Raw genomic sequence first — 16,717 nt, 5'->3', positions numbered from 1 at the left:
GTAATAATGAACAGTTTGGTTTAAAACGTAAGATGGCCCCCGGCTTTTCCAAGCCAGGGTTTCCATCTTCTTTCAAGTTGACACCAATAACCGTCATTTGATATTTCAGATACGATGGAGCTAGCCGCCAGCTTTCTGCTTTTGTAAGCCGCGAATTGACCATACAGGTTAGGTTGTAATTCAATTCTTCCTGCTCAACAATATGCACTATAGCAGCACGGCTTGTCTTGCATATTCGCTATGCAAAATAGCTCCGCTATGTGTTTTATCCAACTCCAGTACTTTATCGAAATAAAGCGTGGCTAACTCATAATCTTTGAGGCCTAAATAGCCAAGCGCCATAAGATAATAACAATGTAAGATATTCCGCAAATTCAGATCATCATCAAAAATCATTAAATCGGGTAAGGATACTGCAAAAAAATCCATTTTAACCTTATCATTTATATGTGCCCTTCCGTATGAAATCAGGTTTTCAAAACGCTGACTGGCCTCGTTAGCCTCTCCCAATTGTTGTAAAGCCAAACCCTGGTAGAATATCTTATCAGGTTGCTGATCGTTATAAAATATTGCGGCCACGGGCTCACTCAAACCTATTGATGCTGCCCGCCAATATTTTTCAGCCGCATTTTCATCGCCTTTTTGTTGGTATAAACAGCCCAGCCAGTACGAAATATCATTCTCCTGAGCTCCATATATTTTACCCTCTCCCAGGTTGGAAGGATAAGTTTGCGCTGATTGTAACAATGCTTCCCTAACTCCAGGTCATTTTTACTTAAGGCGTTCTTGGCGAGCTCTACATGAATTAAAACATGCTGGCCGGATGTTTTACCTTCCCCTCCCTCCCAGGGATGAAAATTTCTGGCAGCTAACAGCTCCTTTGCTTTTTCAAATTGGCCAGTCACGCTATGCAGGCTAACATACTCAATATATAAATCATCCCTATCCTGGACAAGAGGAAAATATTGAGATAGGATAGACAAGCGCTCCTGGGGCGACCTGTTAAAACGCTTGTACAACTGGTCCAGTTCAAACAATACCCGGGAATCAGAACGATCCGCAGCAAAGGCTTTTTCGAACATTTGCAGCGCTTTAGATTTTTGATCCGCTTTATTATAATAAGCGATGCCTAAGTTACGCAGTGCCGTAGCGTGAGTATTGTTTTGAGCTACTGACTGCTCCCAGCATTCGATAGCCTGTTCATAAAGCCGTTTAGCATAAAAATAATTTCCTAAATAGTATAAAGCTTTATGATCTGAAGGATGAAGCGTTACTGCGTGTTGCAGCACCTTTATATCTTCAATACGGTTAGGGAATACGCAGTCCGGGCTTTGCTTATATGCTTTATGAAACCATTCTACAGCTTTATCATGATGGCCGAGCTTACTACTCCAATAGGCCTGGTAATACAGTGATAGCGGCTCTGTAGCTGTGCCAGGATTTATTGCCAACAGGTCCTGGGCCTCCTGGTATAAGCCCGCTTCTGCATACTGCAATGCCATTTCAATAAATGTATAATGACGGCCCTGCATCAGCTGTTGTAATTGCTGAATAGCTTTGTTCATGTCCAGGTTATCACCCAGAATCTTATAGCATTGGGCAAGTTCAAACCGGCTTGCAAAGTCGAAGCTATCTATTTCAAGCGTCGAATAGCAATAACTGATCGCATCGGCGATACGATTCAGTTTACGAAGTGCTATAGCTTTGAGATGTCTTGCCCTCAAGCCATTATAGTTCTTAAGTATGGATTGTTCAGATAGTTCCAGGGTCTGCTTCCAATCACACCTTATAGCCGAAATATAAGCCAGGTATAAATAAGCTTTATCCTGCATGGCGGCATTCCAGGTGCTTTTATATAGGTAGGAGAAAGCCTCATCATATTGCTCCTGGTATTTTAAACACAGGCCCAGGTTAAATAAAGGTTCCCCGTCATGAGGATTGGGATTGTGCTTAACCAGTTTCTCTACAGCAATTTTAAAGTAGGGTGCTGCTACTTCAAATTGTCCCCTGCGTAAATACCACAGGCCCACGGCATTGTTGCACCTGATATCGGAAGGGTCTCTGCGCAGCGCCTCTTGATAATAGTCTAACGGAGCATAAGTAGCATGACGGTATTGCTCCAGATGTAATCCGGCCAGGAAAAGTTCCTCATTAGACGCAATCTCCGCTGGATCATCAACAGGCTTAGCAGGATCCGGAATGGGTTCTCCCTGGCGTGTTACAGGTTTATAGTCTATTAATAATGTCCCCTGTTCGTCTAATACAGCAGCATAGAGATGATTCAGTTCGATCTTCTCCTCATTTGTAAGCGTTCGGGAGTAGGTGGTAAGCGGGGATAATGCCACAACATCCTTCAATACCTCAGCCCCCTTATGTTTCAGTACAATCTGTACTGTTTGCGCACGGGTTACATAAACACTAACCTGTATTTCATTATCAGCTACACCTTCGACGTTGATCATAGCAGAAATGGATGCATTCTTTACATAACCAATATTTTTATAAGGCATAAAATACTGCTTAAAGTCACGCGCTTCGTTAGGCATTATCCATCCAAAGTCCGGTTGATTATCAGTATACATACCACACATCAGTTCAAAGTAAGGCCCGTCTTCATCAGTAAGCTGCCGGTCCCAGGCTTTTCCAAAGTCGCCGCATCCCCAGGTCCATTGTTTTTTCCCAGGGCTGATATGATGATTGGCAATATGCATCAGGCCCGCTTTTCGCTGATGATGATATCCACCAACAAAATTAAACGCGCTGTTGACCGCCATATAGGAAGTAGGCACCGGAATATTTGTATAACGTGAGATATCGGTTCCGGGTGAATAATCTACTTTATAATAGGTACCGGTAGCTATCGGAAAAGAGCTTACATCTCTCTTACCATGATCGAAAACAGCATGAACATCGGGCGGAAAAACACTTTGATAATGTTCGTCTACTGCAACTGCCGGGTTGGCCCACCATAAAAATGTTTGGGGAAACGGGGTTCGGTTGTATAACTGAGCATGTAGTTCGATATAAGCAACGCCAGGGTATAATGTAAAGCCCAGTGCGCACTTGGTGCCGAACATTTTTTCGTATTCGTTAACCCAAATTGTTTTACTTCCATCCTTATTCTCTGCTATTGAAAAATCGGTGGCTTCAAAAGTAGAAGGACGGTGGTGTTGAGGCCAGTTAAATTCTATACCGCCACTGATCCACGGGCCGGCGAGTCCCACCAGTGCAGGTTTAATAACACGGTTATAATATACAAAATGATAGTCATTCGTTTTATCATAAGCCATTTGTATGCGTCCTCCCAGTTCCGGCAATATCATAATCTTAAGATATTCGTTTTCCAGAAACAGCCCTATCCACTCCCGGTCTTCTTTTTCATCAAACACTTTATCAATTACGGCATGTGGGTACACTACTCCGCTACTGCCCTGATATACCCGGTTTTAAACATTGGGTTTTTATCCGGTTGTCCGGTCTTGTAGGTGGGTATTATTACTTTTTCCTGCCAGGCAGTTACCATATCTGAATGTTTTACTTTTAAGATCGATTGTTATTATTGTTGTATCAGTGCCCGAATACCGCTTCCATATCTTCAAGGGACTTGCCTTTGGTCTCTTTCACCTTCCATTTAACGAAGAAAAAGCCAGCTATACAAATGCAGGCATATATATAGAAAGGAGTATATGCGCCTAACCTCTTTGCTAAAATTGGAAATGTAAAGGTTAGCACAGCATAGGACAGCCAAAGCGCTATTACAGCTATTGACGTGGCTGCTCCGCGCACTTTATTGGGGAAAATTTCTGAAATAAGCACCCAGGTTACCGGGGCTAAAGTCATCGCGTAAACGCCAATGGCCGCCAGCAATGTCCATGAGGCTGCAGCCGATTTTTGTTGTAACAGTATAGCGCTGATAATATACAAAATACTTAACCCTACTGCGCCGAAGAGCATGAGTGGTTTGCGACCCAGCTTATCTACCTGCCATATAGCTACCAGCGTACAGACGAGGTTAACAGCACCAATAAAAACTGTTTGCATCAACTGGTCCTCTTTATTAAAACCAACACTCTCGAAAATAGCTGTAGTATAATTAAAGACCACGTTTATGCCACAAAACTGCTGAAATACCGCCAACCCCATTCCGATCATCACAGAAGGCCACACCGCTTTGCTAAAAATGTCTTTGTAGTTTGTTTTTGTGCTCTCCCCCTGCAAAGATCTTTTGATGGCTGCAAGGCTATCCGCGGCATATCCAGCCCCCCGATCCTCTGCAAATTTTCCGTTGCTTTTTCATCAGCGCCGGCTTTAACCAGCCAATGAGGACTTTCCGGCAAAAAAATAACGCCTATTAAAAATAGCGCAGATGGTACTGCCCCCAAACCCATCATCCATCGCCACGCATCATCACCTTCATTCCTCAAAGAATAGTTTACCAGATTAGTAACCAGTATTCCAATTACAATGGTGAGCTGGTTGATAGCCACCATGCGGCCCCGCATTTGCGAAGGAGCTGTTTCAGCGATATACATGGGCGAGAGCACGGAAGCCATACCAACGCCGATACCTGCAAAAAACGTGCGATGATAAATGTGGTACTACTGTAGGCCCAGGCCATTGCCAGCGAAGACACCAGAAAAATACCCGCTGCCAGCATTAGCGCTTTTTACGGCCAAACCTGCCTGATATAGAACCGGCAACCAGGCAACCCAGTATGCATCCCAATGCAAGGGTGGCTGTCGCAAATCCTTCCTGCACATCTGTAAAATGAAACTGCTCTTTCAGGAAAGGAAGGGCGCCGGCAATTACGGCAAAATCGAATCCGAATAAATAGCCGCCTAATGCAGCAATAAAGGAAATGCCCGTAATGTAGGCGGCGTTGAAAGAATCTTGTTTATCTATCATATTAAAACAGCAATTGTATGCGAAGGTGATTAAAAACGCCGTCAATAAAATGGATTGGATAATTAAAAATATAGACTTTACTATGATTTTTAAGTTGCCCCAATACTCATTGTTCCGGTTATCATCTGTATCGTCCTCTAGTTCTTCGTTTTGCTTCAGCTTGTTATAAACGTATTGCTACAACCTTTTATCGAAGCACATTTAACTAAAATCTTAAAGCGATTGCGATTAGCATTTTACCCCTGGCATTCTTTTAAGTTAGAGATACGACCAGGACATTCGTTTTACGTGTTTTTTACCAGTGCACAGCTGCTGCGTACAGCAAAGAAATGGTCATGTATCAAACCTATGAATTTTTCGAACCTCATATTAAAGATTGTCATTTATTTTGGAGATGCACTTACAATCGCCCTAACTGTTATCATTATTAATACGCATATCGGGTACCGCTAACGGTGATGAATAGACAAAGCAATTCAAAGCATCTCAGCTTAGTCCGGTAAAAGTAAATTTATAAAATGCTGTTATGAGAATCGGGCAAGGAGATCCATGAAATTATCCATCGGATTCAAAGTAACCTCCATTTTTATCTTTATACCCCTTTAGTACTTTTGAAAAATATAAACTGAAAATTGTAGATTATTGTGATAAAGCGTGTCAAAGGCATTCAAAACATTTCGTACCCAATGAACAAACCTCAATAAAATAAAAACATAAAATGAATTTTAACCGGTATTACGGACTTCTTCTTCTTTGCCTTGTAAAGGCGATCAGTACATTTGGGCAAAACGACGCTGATCTTACGCTCAACCTTTCCGGTAACTGGCGTTTTCAAATTGATTCATTGGATATGGGTGTTTCCGATAAATGGTTTACCAAAAAATTGCCAGACCAGGTAACCTTGCCCGGCTCCATGACCACTAACTTTAAAGGCAATGACATCAACATCCGTACGCCCTGGACCGGCCAAATAGTAGATCAATCATGGTTTACAAAACCAGCCTATGCGAAGTATCGTGAACCCGGCAATATAAAGATTCCCTTTTGGCTTCAGCCTGTTAAATACTATAAGGGGGCTGCCTGGTACCAAAAAACAATTTCCATCCCTGCTTCCTGGTCGGGAGAAGAAGTACAGCTCTTTTTGGAAAGAACTCATTGGGAAACCACCGTTTGGATTGATGAGGTTGAAATAGGTATGAAGAATAGCATGGGAACCCCACAAATTTTTTCCATTTCGCAAAAGCTTACCCCGGAATCCATCAGCTCACGATACGGGTTGATAACCGCATAAAAGAACTTAATGTGGGTCCCAACTCACACAGCCTCACAGATCATACACAAACTAACTGGAACGGTATGATTGGCCGGCTTGAGTTGATTGCAAAACCTAAAATTTTTATTGACGATGTGCAGGTATATCCCAACCTGCAAGCAAAGGGAATAACGGTAAAGGTTTCTACAGTGAATCATGCATCCAATATAACAACCGGGCAAATGGAAACATCGGTAAGCGGTCCCGGCACGGTTCAATTAAAACCCTGGTTAAAGAAAATTACATTTAACAAGGATACGACTATTACTACTTTTACCTACGGAATGGGCCAGAACCCGCTTTTATGGGATGAGTTTTCACCTAACTTGTACCGACTGAAAGTGTCGCTGCGAACGGCTTCCGGTGTTGATGAAAAAATATCAACATTTGGTATGCGTGATTTTAAAACCCGCGGCAGGCAGTTTACGATCAATGGCAGGCCCGTGCTACTAAGAGGCACACTGGAATGTGCCATCTTCCCTAAAACAGGCTATCCTGCAACAGATGTGAAAGAATGGCTACGTATCTTAAAGACGATCCGTTCTTTCGGATTGAACCATATCCGCTTTCACTCCTGGTGCCCGCCCGAAGCCGCTTTCACAGCTGCCGATCAATTAGGTTTTTACCTGCAGGTTGAAGTGTCTTCCTGGGCGAATACCGGTTCTGGTGTTGGCGACGGGAAACCCATTGACAAATGGTTGTACGATGAAAGTAATCGCATGATCAAAATGTATGGAAACCACCCATCATTTACCATGCTGACCTATGGTAACGAACCGGCACATACCCCACGTTACAAAGAATACCTTGTTGACTTTGTAAAGTATTGGCAGCAGAAAGATACCCGCCGTTTATACACTACCGCCGCCGGATGGCCATTAATGGAGGAAAGCGATTTTAATAATGATATCGCGCCGAGAATACAGGGATGGGGAGCAGGACTTACCAGTATTATCAATGCACAACCGCCACGCAGCGATTACGATTTTACAGATATCATCTCCAAATGGGAACACCCCACAGTGAGCCATGAAATTGGCCAGTGGTGCGTTTATCCTGATCTCAAGGAGATAAAAAAATATACCGGTATTTTAAAAGCCAAAAACTTTGAAATTTTCCGCGACCGTTTGAAAGAGAGCGGTATGCTTCACCTGGCAGACAGCTTTTTACTCGCCTCGGTAAACTTCAAACACTTTGCTATAAAGCCGATATTGAGGCAGCACTACGCACTAAAGATTTTGGAGGTTTTCAGCTGTTGGATTTACACGATTTTCCCGGACAGGGCACTGCGCTGGTGGGAGTGCTTAACCCTTTTTGGGAAGAAAAGGGATATGTTACCGGCAAAGAATACAGCAGGTTTAGTAATGCTGTAGTACCGCTGGCACGATTCCCCAAAATGGTATTTCAAAATAACGAAACGCTTAAAGTTGCGGTAGAGGTGGCACAGTTTGGTGCGGGCATCTTAAAAAATGTCACTCCTCAATGGAACATCCGGGATGAAAGCGGAAGGATTCTATTTAAAGGTCAGTTTAAGAAAAGCGATATTCCTTTGGGAAACGGGTTAGTTTCAGGTACTATCGAACAATCGTTGTCACAAATAGATCGGCCATCGCGTCTTGTGCTGACGGTTAATATTGCTCATTATGAAAACTCCTGGGACTTTTTTGTGTATCCTGCAATTTTGCCTTCCGGCCCTTCTGATGTTTTCATTACACAACACCTAAATGAAAAAGCCCTAGAAATACTCAAAAATGGAGGCAAAGTATTACTTACGCCTAAAAAAGGAAGCTTAAAAAAGAAGCCGGTGGTGATATAGCCGTAGGATTCTCCAGCATATTCTGGAATACATCATGGACCGGCGGTCAGGCTCCTCACACCCTCGGTATTTTATGCAATCCCCAACATCCCGCATTAAAGGAATTTCCTACAGAGTATCATAGCAACTGGCAATGGTGGGATGCCATGAGTCATTCCAATGCAATTATTCTGGATTCACTTTCGGTAGGATTACAACCCATTGTAAGAGTAATTGATGACTGGTTTTCTGCGCGCCCGCTGGGCCTGATCGCTGAATGCAGCGTAGGTAAAGGAAAATTACTGATAACAGGCATTGACCTCTTAACAGATAATGACAAGCGCCCGGAAGCAATCCAACTTCGTTACAGCCTTACTTCCTATATTAATAGCAATGCATTCAACCCTACTACCATTGTTAAAGCTGAAAAAGTACAGGGCATATTTAAATAAATAAAAGCTAATTGAATTTATGAAATTATTACTGTTCAGATCCGGCATTGTATTTTTTCTATGCGTGGTTGTCATTCATATTCAGGCACAATCCCAACTTACTCTTTCCGGCGAATGGAGGGTTGCAATCGATTCTTCTGACAAGTACGCAGCAACAATTCCCCCGGCAGACCGCTTTATACAAAAGGTTAAACTACCCGGAACACTTGATGATGCAGGTATTGGCTACACACCCGAAGTAGTCACCGCTTTTATGAATAAGGATATTATGCGAAACCTTTGGCGTAAAAAAGATTTATAGGAACTGCCTGGTATAAAAGGGAGATCCAGATTCCAGGTGGTTTTGACAACAAAAAACTAAAGCTGTTATTGGAACGTGTGATTTGGAAAACTACTGTATGGGTAGATAATAAAAAAGCAGGTACAGCCGAGAGCCTGAGTACGCCCCAACTATTTGAGCTGCCACCTTTGAGCCCTGGAAAGCATACCATCGTTCTGGCAATAGATAACAGGCAGCATTATCAAATCGGCGATGCCACTCATGCATATACAGATGGTACCCAAATCATTTGGAACGGAGTTATCGGAAAAATGGAAATTCAAGCAAAGGAACAATCCATTAGACAGGTAAAAATCACTCCTGATATCGATGGTCAAAAAGTGAACTTCATGATAAAGCTGGATAACACAGCAATATCGCAGGAAAACCAATTAAAGGTTGCTATTTATTTTAAGGGCAAAAACATAGCCCATAAAAATATTGCCGTTGATCCCAACAACACCTATCTGGCGCTTCCTATACCCCACCCTCAATTATGGGACGAATTTGCACCCCATTTATACACAGCCTCTGTACAGCTGGTAAAACGCAACAAGGTTATGGATCACTACCAGGCAAGGTTTGGAATGCGTAAGGTAACCAACGAACAAAGCCTTCTGCAGATCAATAATAACCGGATTTTCCTGCGCGGTACGCTGGAGTGTAATATATTTCCATTGACCGGGCACCCTCCCATGCAAAAAGAAGGTTGGATAAAGGTAATGGTAACTGCAAAGAGCTATGGACTGAACCACCTGCGCTTTCACAGCTGGTGCCCGCCGGAAGCAGCTTTTAACGTAGCAGATTCACTCGGGATGTATTTACAAATTGAACTGCCGCTATGGGCAACTATTCGCAAAAACCCAGACAGCACACAACAATTTTTAAGGAAGGAGGCGGAGCTTATTTTAAATAGTTATGGCAATCATCCCTCTTTTTGCTTCTTTAGTATGGGCAATGAGCTGGAAGGCAACTTCACCTGGCTCAACGGCCTGGTAAAAGATCTCAAAAGCCAGGACAACCGGCGACTATATGCGACCACTTCTTTCTCCTTTGGACAGAAAAGCTGGCCTCAACCGCAGGATCAGTTTTACGTTACGCAATGGACAACCAAGGGTTGGGTAAGAGGTCAGGGTATCTTTAATGATAAAGCTCCTTCCTTTAACTCTGATTACCGGCGATCTATCGACAGTATACCTGTTCCTATTATATCTCATGAAATAGGTCAATATTCCGTATATCCCAATATGCAGGAAATTAAAAAATACACAGGGGTACTGGAGCCCTTAAACTTCATAGCTGTAAAAAAGACCTTGAGAAAAAGGGAATGCTTTCTCTGGCAAATAGTTATCTGATGGCCAGCGGAAAACTGGCAGCCAGCTTGTATAAAGAAGAAATAGAGCGCGCGCTTAAAACACCGGGCATGAGCGGATTCCAGCTTTTGGATCTGCATGATTTTCCCGGGCAAAGTACGGCTTTGGTGGGCCTGCTGGATGCTTTTTGGGATAGTAAAGGCGCTATATCAGCGCAAGAGTTTTCCCGCTTCTGTGGTCCCGTAGTTGCTTTAGCAAGGTTTGATAAAGCAACCTACGTTTCAACCGAAAACTTTACAGCCAGCATAGAAATAGCCAATTTCACCAATGCAAGCCTGAAAAATGCTACTGTAGTCTGGACGGTAGCTGACGCATCTGGAAAAACTTTGGGTGAAGGTGAATGGAGGGTAGGCGAAATTGCTATCGGGAATAATAATAAGATCGGGGATATCGAATATGCCCTGAAGGATATTGTTACAGCCCAAAAATTAACCATTAAAGTGGGCATCAGGAACACGACTTATAATAATGAGTGGCCGGTATGGGTATATCCGTCCATTGCTGAAAATAATGCTGCTGCTGTTCATTTTACCACTTCGCCTGATGAAGCCATGGCACTTTTGAAACAAGGTAAAAACGTACTGTTAAATCCTGATACTTCCGCCATTAAAGGGGTTGCCGGCCGGTATACGTCCGTATTCTGGAGTCCCGTACATTTCCCCAATCAACCTGGTTCTATGGGATTATTAATAGACAGTGCGAGCAAGGCGTTTACCCACTTCCCCACCGAAACACATTCTAACTGGCAGTGGTGGGACCTGGTGATGCGATCTAAATCGATGATCATCGATAGCCTGCCCGTACAGATAAAACCAACAGTAAGAGTAATTGACAATTTTTTTAAGAACCGGAATATGGCCTCGCTTTTCGAAGTGAAAGCAGGTACAGGAAAATTAATTATTTGTTCAATGGATATACATACTGACCTTGATAAGCGGCCAGCAGCAGCGCAACTGCGTTACAGCCTTATGGAATATGTGGCAAGCGATGCATTTAACCCGTTAGTGAAACTAACAAAACAGGATATTTTTAGCTTATTTAATATGCAATAGCATCCATAATTTTTTAACATGGTTTATAAGAAATACAACTGTCTGTTTACACCAGGAAGGAAAATCACTTACGCTTCCAGATATTTCCCCGCATTCATATGATGTGAATAGTCAGTAGTACAAAACACTAGTACGCTATGACACCTGCCGAAAAGGATCTTATTATAACCGGAAACTGGCATCAAATACTAACGTTGCAGTTAGGAGACATTAAAACCAGCCAAAGTTTAAATAAAGCCCGGAGCTATAGCAAGCATTCCAATCAATACTACAAAATTGATTGTGATATCATCGACAGACTTGGATTTACTATAAACGGGAAGATATTTCTGTTTGGGCATGTGGCTTTTACTCAAAAAATGATTCAAGGCTATGTTCTGCAATTTCGAAGGCAATACAATGTAATTAGTCATCAAAACCTTCCCTATTTACAATTACTTGATGTATTGTTTTTGTTCAAAAAGATTACTCCGAACCACATTATTCTTTCGTTGGCGCAATACTGCTGTTTAATTGAAAAACTATCAATAGAGGAAAAAAAATATTGGTTAAACTTTGCAGAAAATATCCGGTTTTTGACCGGTTAGTGTTGAGCTACACATTTGGTTTGCTTAACGAAATGAATCTAAGTGAAAAACTCTCAAAAACGATTAACCCTGCTTTCCGGGTAAAATTCTATGATAACTGGAAGGGATATTTATGCCAGGATGGCTTGCTCTTTTGAATAGCGTAGGTGATAAACCCGGTTTGCAAAACCTTTTAATTTACTCAAATCTGCCAGTAGGATTCTGTCATACATGTGAAGCTGTTTATTTAAATTGCTTTCTCTTCCTGTATTGTACCGGCGACAAACCCATAGTCTTGGTGAATACCCTTGAAAAATAGAAAGGGTCCTGGAAACCGATTTTCGACGCAAGCTCCTTTATTTGCAAGTTGGTAAACTCCAGTAACTGGCAGGCCCGTTGCATTTTGATATGATTGAAATATTCTAAAGGCGGAAAACCTGTTTTCTTTTTAAAGAGCGTTGAAAAATGAGAAGGAGAACGATACACATTCTTAGCCAAAGCTTCAACGGTTATGTTCTCGTCGATATGTTCTCTCATATAACGTATTGAAAAATCTATCTCATTTTCTTCGGACGGTGTAGGACGGGTAAACAAATAAGGAAAACAAAATGATGCCAGATAATGCTGAGCCAAGATGCTTACAAAGAACAAATTGCTATCGCTGTAACCGGTTTCCAAAGTAGTGTACATATTCTCGAAAATATGGATTCTCGTTTCGTCGTAAGGTACGGTTCCCAGGAAATTGTTTCCGTCTGCTTTCAGGATGTCAGTTAATACATGTGCCGTGCTACCTTTGAAATGCATCCAAAAAATCGACCAGGGTTTGTTGGAGCTGGCGCCATACACATGTTTCGTGTTCTGTGGAAGAATCAAAAACTGCCCTTGTACAATGGACACCTTATGCCGATCTATTTGTGCCCATCCTTCTCCATCAGTGCAATAAATCAGTATATTTTGCGGAGATCCATGCTCCCTGCGCCGGTAATGAAATGCTGCTTTAGGATAAAATCCTATGTCTGTGACATGCAGATTAGAAATGTACTCATTTTGCTCACACTGCTGTATAACCGGTTGGGGCAAGACAATGGCTTTTTGAGCAGTAAAGCCATCTTTTTTCGAATAAACATTTGACTTAATTAAATTTTCAAGCTACCGTCTTTTTACGCAAACTACTTAGGATATACTTTAAAAGCTAATCACTATAGTTCACACCCTTTGAAGATAATTACAAATGAATTAAAAATACGGCGCAACCGATTGCACGCGCCCCCATTTACCAGGTTGGTTAAAAATTGTATGGCTATTAATTTATCTCAAAACCTTCCCGCTTAGAATCAATAGGCATAAGGGTGCTAACTGAGATAATTCACAATACGCCGCACCGTGTGCAAAGAGATTTATGGATACTATTTATGCAGTCCTGTTGATGATACTTGCCCAATGCGGCACGCGGGTACCCATATCCGTTGTTTTGTTTCCACAATATACGGTAACATCTGCTGCTTTTAAAAACCTGATTTATGGACAATTCGTTTAATTAAATAGACGATCCTATGATGATGTACGGTGAAAAATACTAGGTTAACGCTGTGTTAAAAACGAAAACAACTGTTTCAAACAAATATCCATAAAAAGCCCTTTTTAGTCCATTTCCTTTTCCTGATGCTGAACATTACTTTGTAAATATTTTAAAAACTCAAACTTTTTATTGCTATGCGAAAAAAAGAATTCAGCTGCTTCTATTGCTGTTGACTATCGTCTTCAGTTTGATACAAAGCGATGCTTTTGCACAAACCATAAAAAAACCGTAACCGGGTCTGTGGTGGATTCGGCGGGAGTGAGCCTTATTGGTGTGACCGTTGAAAGTTTGGGTAAAACCCCTACCACCACCACCACTGATGTCAACGGCAAATTTGTTATTGATGTTGAAGCAGGTACACAGCTTAGCATTTCAATGGTGGGCTTCATTACACAAAAAATTTCAGTAACTGAAACTACTAACCAGTTTGTGATACGTCTTTTACCAACTACAAACGATATGGAGCAGGTGGTTGTTACGGCTTTTGGAAAAAAACAGGCGAAGGAAGCGGTTCTGGGTTCGGTAGCTACGATAGAACCAGGTAAGTTAATAACGCCCTCCAGCAATCTTACCAATGCGTTAATCGGGCAGGTAGCGGGTGTAGTTGGTTTTCAGCAAAGCGGGCAACCCGGCCTGGATAATTCCAACTTTTTTGTAAGGGGCGCAACATCTTTTGGGTTTCGTCAAAACCCTATTGTTTTAATTGATAACATCGAGCTCTCATTAGATGACCTGGCGCGCCTGCAGGTAGATGACATAGCCAGTTTTTCCATATTGAAAGATGCCAGTTCAACAGCTCTTTACGGCTCCAGGGGTGCTAATGGAGTGATACTGGTTACTACCAAGCGTGGAGCGGAAGGCAAGGCTCGCATCGACCTTAGAATAGATAATGTCATTTCTGAAGCTACACGTATGATTGAACTGGCTGATCCTATTACTTATATGAAAGTTTATAATTATGCAGAAAATGCGCGTCCACCATTTAAGCCTGATTTCTTTTCTGCAGATAAAATTTATAACACGCAGCAAACAATAGATGGTGCCCCGGGAAGTAACCCCTACGTTTATCCCGCAGTAGACTGGCTGGATCTGCTCTTCAAGAAAAGAACGAACAATTTTAAAGGTACGGCAAGTGTAAGTGGTGGGGGTAGTACAGCCCGCTATTTTGTATCAGGTACCTATAATGTAGATAATGGCAATCTTAAACGCAGTGATCTGAACGACTTTAATAATAATGTAAATTTTAAAACCTACCAGCTAAGGGGCAATACAGATATGAACCTTACCAAATCTACAGTATTGTCGGTAGACCTGTGGGGCAACTTCAACGAGTATAGCGGACCTATCACGAACAACGCCAGCTTTTCGACTGATTTATACGGCCAGGCCACGCACACCAGCCCGGTATTATTCGCACCCTATTATGAGCCGGATTCGGCTAACCGGCTTACCCAGCATATTCTTTTTGGAAACGGATCAGGCGGTTCAGGTGGCACTAATACAGCCTTACAATACTATAACCCATACGCCGCCATGTTGAGAGGTTTTAAAACTTTTACCACCTCAACCATGCAGGCCAAAATTAATTATCGCAAAAGCTGGATTTTATTACAAAAGGACTTCAATTCAACGGATTTGTTAACGTGAACCGTTACTCCTATTTCGATTATCAAATGGCTTATAATCCTTTCTATTATACAGTAACCCTACCCTCCGGTTATGATAGAACAACGAACACCTACAATTTAACATGGATCAACTCAGCCCCGGGCCAGGCCACCGAATACCTTAATTACACACCCGGCAGAAAAGATGCCTCAGCCAAAATTCATTTCCAGGGAAATATAAACTTTGCCCGCACTTTTGGAGATCATAAGGTGGATATTGATTTTGTGGGTATTCGAATGCAAACGATCAACGCAAATGGAGTTGACCCTGCTACACAATTACCCAGTTTGCAATATGCCTTGCCGTATAGAAACCTGACATTAGCAGGTAGGTTTAATTATACTTACAAAGGACGATATCTATTCGAACATGGATTTGGATACAATGGCAGTGAAAGATTTGCCGAACAAAACAGGTTTGGCTATTTCCCAACCGGTGGGCTTGGCTGGGTAGTGTCGAGAGAGGAATTCTGGGGTGATGGCATTTCAAAAATCATCAGCGCTCTTAAGCTAAGTGCAACCATAGGCGCTTCAGGTAAAGATGATATTGGAAGCCAGCGCTTCTTTTATCTTTCTGATGTAAATCTGCAGGGCGGGGCACCCGCTACATTTGGCACCGATAATATTATCAGTAAACCAGGCGTTTCTATCAGAAATTACCCCAACCCTGGTATTACCTGGGAACGTGCTATAGGTACCAACTATAGAATTGACCTGACCATTGCCAGAAAACTCGACCTTATTGCCGAATACTGGACACGAAATACCAAAGATATATTACTGCAGCGCCTGGTACCACAATCTACCGGGTTAGAAGCGAATATTTTCGCAAATCTCGGATCAGCCAAATCCAGTGGCGTTGATATAACCGCCAACTATACTCAAACATTTGCGAACGGACTTACCACACAGTTCATGGGTAATTTCACCTTTTCTGAGGGACGCTATACTGGTTATGAAGAACCCAACTATCCTGAATCCTACAGGTATATCAATAATACTATCCTGGGCCAGCCTTTTGGCTATATTGCTGAACGTCTTTTTACAGATGATAAGGAAGCAGCAGCATCTCCCAAACAGATTTTTGGTACCGGCACAGTCATGGGAGGCGACATCAAATACCGTGATCTTAACAAGGACGGACAAATAACTGTTGCAGATCAGGCTCCTTTTGGCTTTCCCGTTACCCCTCAAATTGCATATGGTTTTGGCTTTACGGTTTTATATAAGGGATTCGATTTTGGTACCCGTTTCCAGGGGTCAGCACGTACTTCCTTTTTTATCGACCCAAGACGCACCAGTCCTTTTGTAGTGGGTCCCGGTTACACCGGACAGACGGGCCTGTTACAGGCTTTTGCCGAAGACCATTGGAATTTTGATAATCAGGATATGTATGCGTTATACCCACGCATGGCCACCAGCGCAGCATTGATAGAAAACAACATGCAACAAAGCACCTGGTGGATACGAAACGGCAATTACCTGCGGCTGAAATATGCACAGTTAGGCTATTCTCTGCCCAAAAGCCTATTGCAGAAAGTGCATTTAGCCAAGGCAAACATTTACCTAAGCGCTACCAACCTGCTTAACTTCAGCAACTTTAAGTTATGGGATGTAGAGTTGGGTGGCAATGCATTTAATTATCCGTTACAAAGGCAGTATGGTTTAGGTATTAACCTTGGGCTTTAAAACAATTA

General features: G+C 42.3%; 16 protein-coding genes. 10 read left to right on the top strand and 6 right to left on the bottom strand.

The genetic code is table 11. The annotated features are described in order from the left end of the window. Positions 1-207: 207 nt before the first annotated feature. From MKP07_RS25260 to MKP07_RS39500, 5 genes are all read right to left on the bottom strand, one after another. Positions 208-591: a hypothetical protein gene (locus MKP07_RS25260; RefSeq protein ID WP_262919921.1), complete on the bottom strand. Its 384-nt coding sequence runs from the start codon at positions 589-591 to the stop codon at positions 208-210. A gap of 2 nt (positions 592-593) precedes the next feature. Then, a complete protein-coding gene (locus MKP07_RS25255; RefSeq protein ID WP_240849903.1) occupies positions 594-3,416 on the bottom strand; it encodes a DUF5107 domain-containing protein in 2,823 nt (940 codons plus the stop codon). A 151-nt stretch (positions 3,417-3,567) separates the two neighbouring features. Then, a complete protein-coding gene (locus MKP07_RS25250; protein ID WP_240849901.1) occupies positions 3,568-4,218 on the bottom strand; it encodes an MFS transporter in 651 nt (216 codons plus the stop codon). Further along, positions 4,152-4,553: an MFS transporter gene (locus tag MKP07_RS39505; RefSeq protein ID WP_262919466.1), complete on the bottom strand. Its 402-nt coding sequence runs from the start codon at positions 4,551-4,553 to the stop codon at positions 4,152-4,154. The genes MKP07_RS25250 and MKP07_RS39505 overlap by 67 nt, the downstream gene beginning before the upstream one ends. A gap of 103 nt (positions 4,554-4,656) precedes the next feature. Further along, the gene (locus MKP07_RS39500) at positions 4,657-4,905 is read right to left on the bottom strand and encodes an MFS transporter (protein ID WP_262919465.1); all 249 of its coding nucleotides are present in this window, start codon (positions 4,903-4,905) and stop codon (positions 4,657-4,659) included. A gap of 718 nt (positions 4,906-5,623) precedes the next feature. Here MKP07_RS39500 and MKP07_RS25240 point away from each other — a divergent pair. The 8 genes from MKP07_RS25240 (at position 5,624) to MKP07_RS25205 (ending at position 11,795) form a co-directional block, all read left to right on the top strand. Continuing rightward, positions 5,624-6,196, top strand: coding sequence for a sugar-binding domain-containing protein (locus MKP07_RS25240; RefSeq protein WP_240849899.1), 573 nt, complete (start codon positions 5,624-5,626; stop codon positions 6,194-6,196). Positions 6,197-6,207: 11 nt separating this feature from the next. Next, the gene (locus tag MKP07_RS25235) at positions 6,208-7,590 is read left to right on the top strand and encodes a glycoside hydrolase family 2 TIM barrel-domain containing protein (RefSeq protein WP_240849897.1); all 1,383 of its coding nucleotides are present in this window, start codon (positions 6,208-6,210) and stop codon (positions 7,588-7,590) included. Beyond that, on the top strand, positions 7,473-8,033 hold the full coding sequence (locus tag MKP07_RS25230) for a hypothetical protein (RefSeq protein WP_240851132.1): 561 nt from the start codon (positions 7,473-7,475) through the stop codon (positions 8,031-8,033). The genes MKP07_RS25235 and MKP07_RS25230 overlap by 118 nt, the downstream gene beginning before the upstream one ends. Positions 8,034-8,179: 146 nt before the next feature. Continuing rightward, entirely contained in the window at positions 8,180-8,464 is a 285-nt protein-coding gene (locus tag MKP07_RS25225) for a hypothetical protein (RefSeq protein WP_240849894.1), read from the top strand. Between the two features lie 19 nt (positions 8,465-8,483). Next, complete coding sequence (locus tag MKP07_RS25220) at positions 8,484-8,765, top strand: hypothetical protein (RefSeq protein WP_240849892.1); 282 nt, start codon at positions 8,484-8,486, stop codon at positions 8,763-8,765. Between the two features lie 77 nt (positions 8,766-8,842). Further along, on the top strand, positions 8,843-10,138 hold the full coding sequence (locus tag MKP07_RS25215) for a glycoside hydrolase family 2 protein (RefSeq protein WP_240851062.1): 1,296 nt from the start codon (positions 8,843-8,845) through the stop codon (positions 10,136-10,138). Next, positions 10,138-11,208 carry a hypothetical protein gene (locus MKP07_RS25210; RefSeq protein WP_240849890.1) on the top strand — a complete coding sequence of 357 codons (1,071 nt, stop codon included), beginning with the start codon at positions 10,138-10,140 and terminating at the stop codon, positions 11,206-11,208. The genes MKP07_RS25215 and MKP07_RS25210 overlap by 1 nt, the downstream gene beginning before the upstream one ends. A 137-nt stretch (positions 11,209-11,345) precedes the next feature. Continuing rightward, positions 11,346-11,795, top strand: coding sequence for a hypothetical protein (locus MKP07_RS25205; RefSeq protein WP_240849888.1), 450 nt, complete (start codon positions 11,346-11,348; stop codon positions 11,793-11,795). A 222-nt stretch (positions 11,796-12,017) separates the two neighbouring features. Here the strand turns inward: MKP07_RS25205 and MKP07_RS25200 are convergent, their stop codons facing one another. Further along, positions 12,018-12,854 (bottom strand): AraC family transcriptional regulator, encoded by an 837-nt coding sequence (locus MKP07_RS25200; RefSeq protein WP_240849886.1) that lies wholly within the window; start codon positions 12,852-12,854, stop codon positions 12,018-12,020. 739 nt (positions 12,855-13,593) lie between these two features. Here MKP07_RS25200 and MKP07_RS39495 point away from each other — a divergent pair. Further along, entirely contained in the window at positions 13,594-15,000 is a 1,407-nt protein-coding gene (locus MKP07_RS39495; protein ID WP_317235892.1) for a SusC/RagA family TonB-linked outer membrane protein, read from the top strand. After that, positions 14,997-16,709, top strand: coding sequence for a SusC/RagA family TonB-linked outer membrane protein (locus MKP07_RS39490; protein ID WP_317235891.1), 1,713 nt, complete (start codon positions 14,997-14,999; stop codon positions 16,707-16,709). Before MKP07_RS39495 ends, MKP07_RS39490 begins: the two co-directional genes overlap by 4 nt. Positions 16,710-16,717: the final 8 nt, after the last annotated feature.

The organism is Paraniabella hibiscisoli (genome assembly GCF_022512515.1).
Lineage (GTDB): Bacteria > Bacteroidota > Bacteroidia > Chitinophagales > Chitinophagaceae > Niabella > Niabella hibiscisoli.
This window is presented reverse-complemented; position numbering and strand designations above follow the sequence as displayed.

Coding starts and splice junctions, on each gene's coding strand:
- MKP07_RS39500 (WP_262919465.1), bottom strand. CDS start 4,905: ATGATAGATAAACAAGATTCTTTCAACGCCGCCTACATTACGGGCATT.
- MKP07_RS25225 (WP_240849894.1), top strand. CDS start 8,180: ATGAGTCATTCCAATGCAATTATTCTGGATTCACTTTCGGTAGGATTA.
- MKP07_RS39505 (WP_262919466.1), bottom strand. CDS start 4,553: ATGGCTTCCGTGCTCTCGCCCATGTATATCGCTGAAACAGCTCCTTCG.
- MKP07_RS25240 (WP_240849899.1), top strand. CDS start 5,624: ATGAATTTTAACCGGTATTACGGACTTCTTCTTCTTTGCCTTGTAAAG.
- MKP07_RS25205 (WP_240849888.1), top strand. CDS start 11,346: ATGACACCTGCCGAAAAGGATCTTATTATAACCGGAAACTGGCATCAA.
- MKP07_RS25210 (WP_240849890.1), top strand. CDS start 10,138: ATGGCCAGCGGAAAACTGGCAGCCAGCTTGTATAAAGAAGAAATAGAG.
- MKP07_RS25220 (WP_240849892.1), top strand. CDS start 8,484: ATGAAATTATTACTGTTCAGATCCGGCATTGTATTTTTTCTATGCGTG.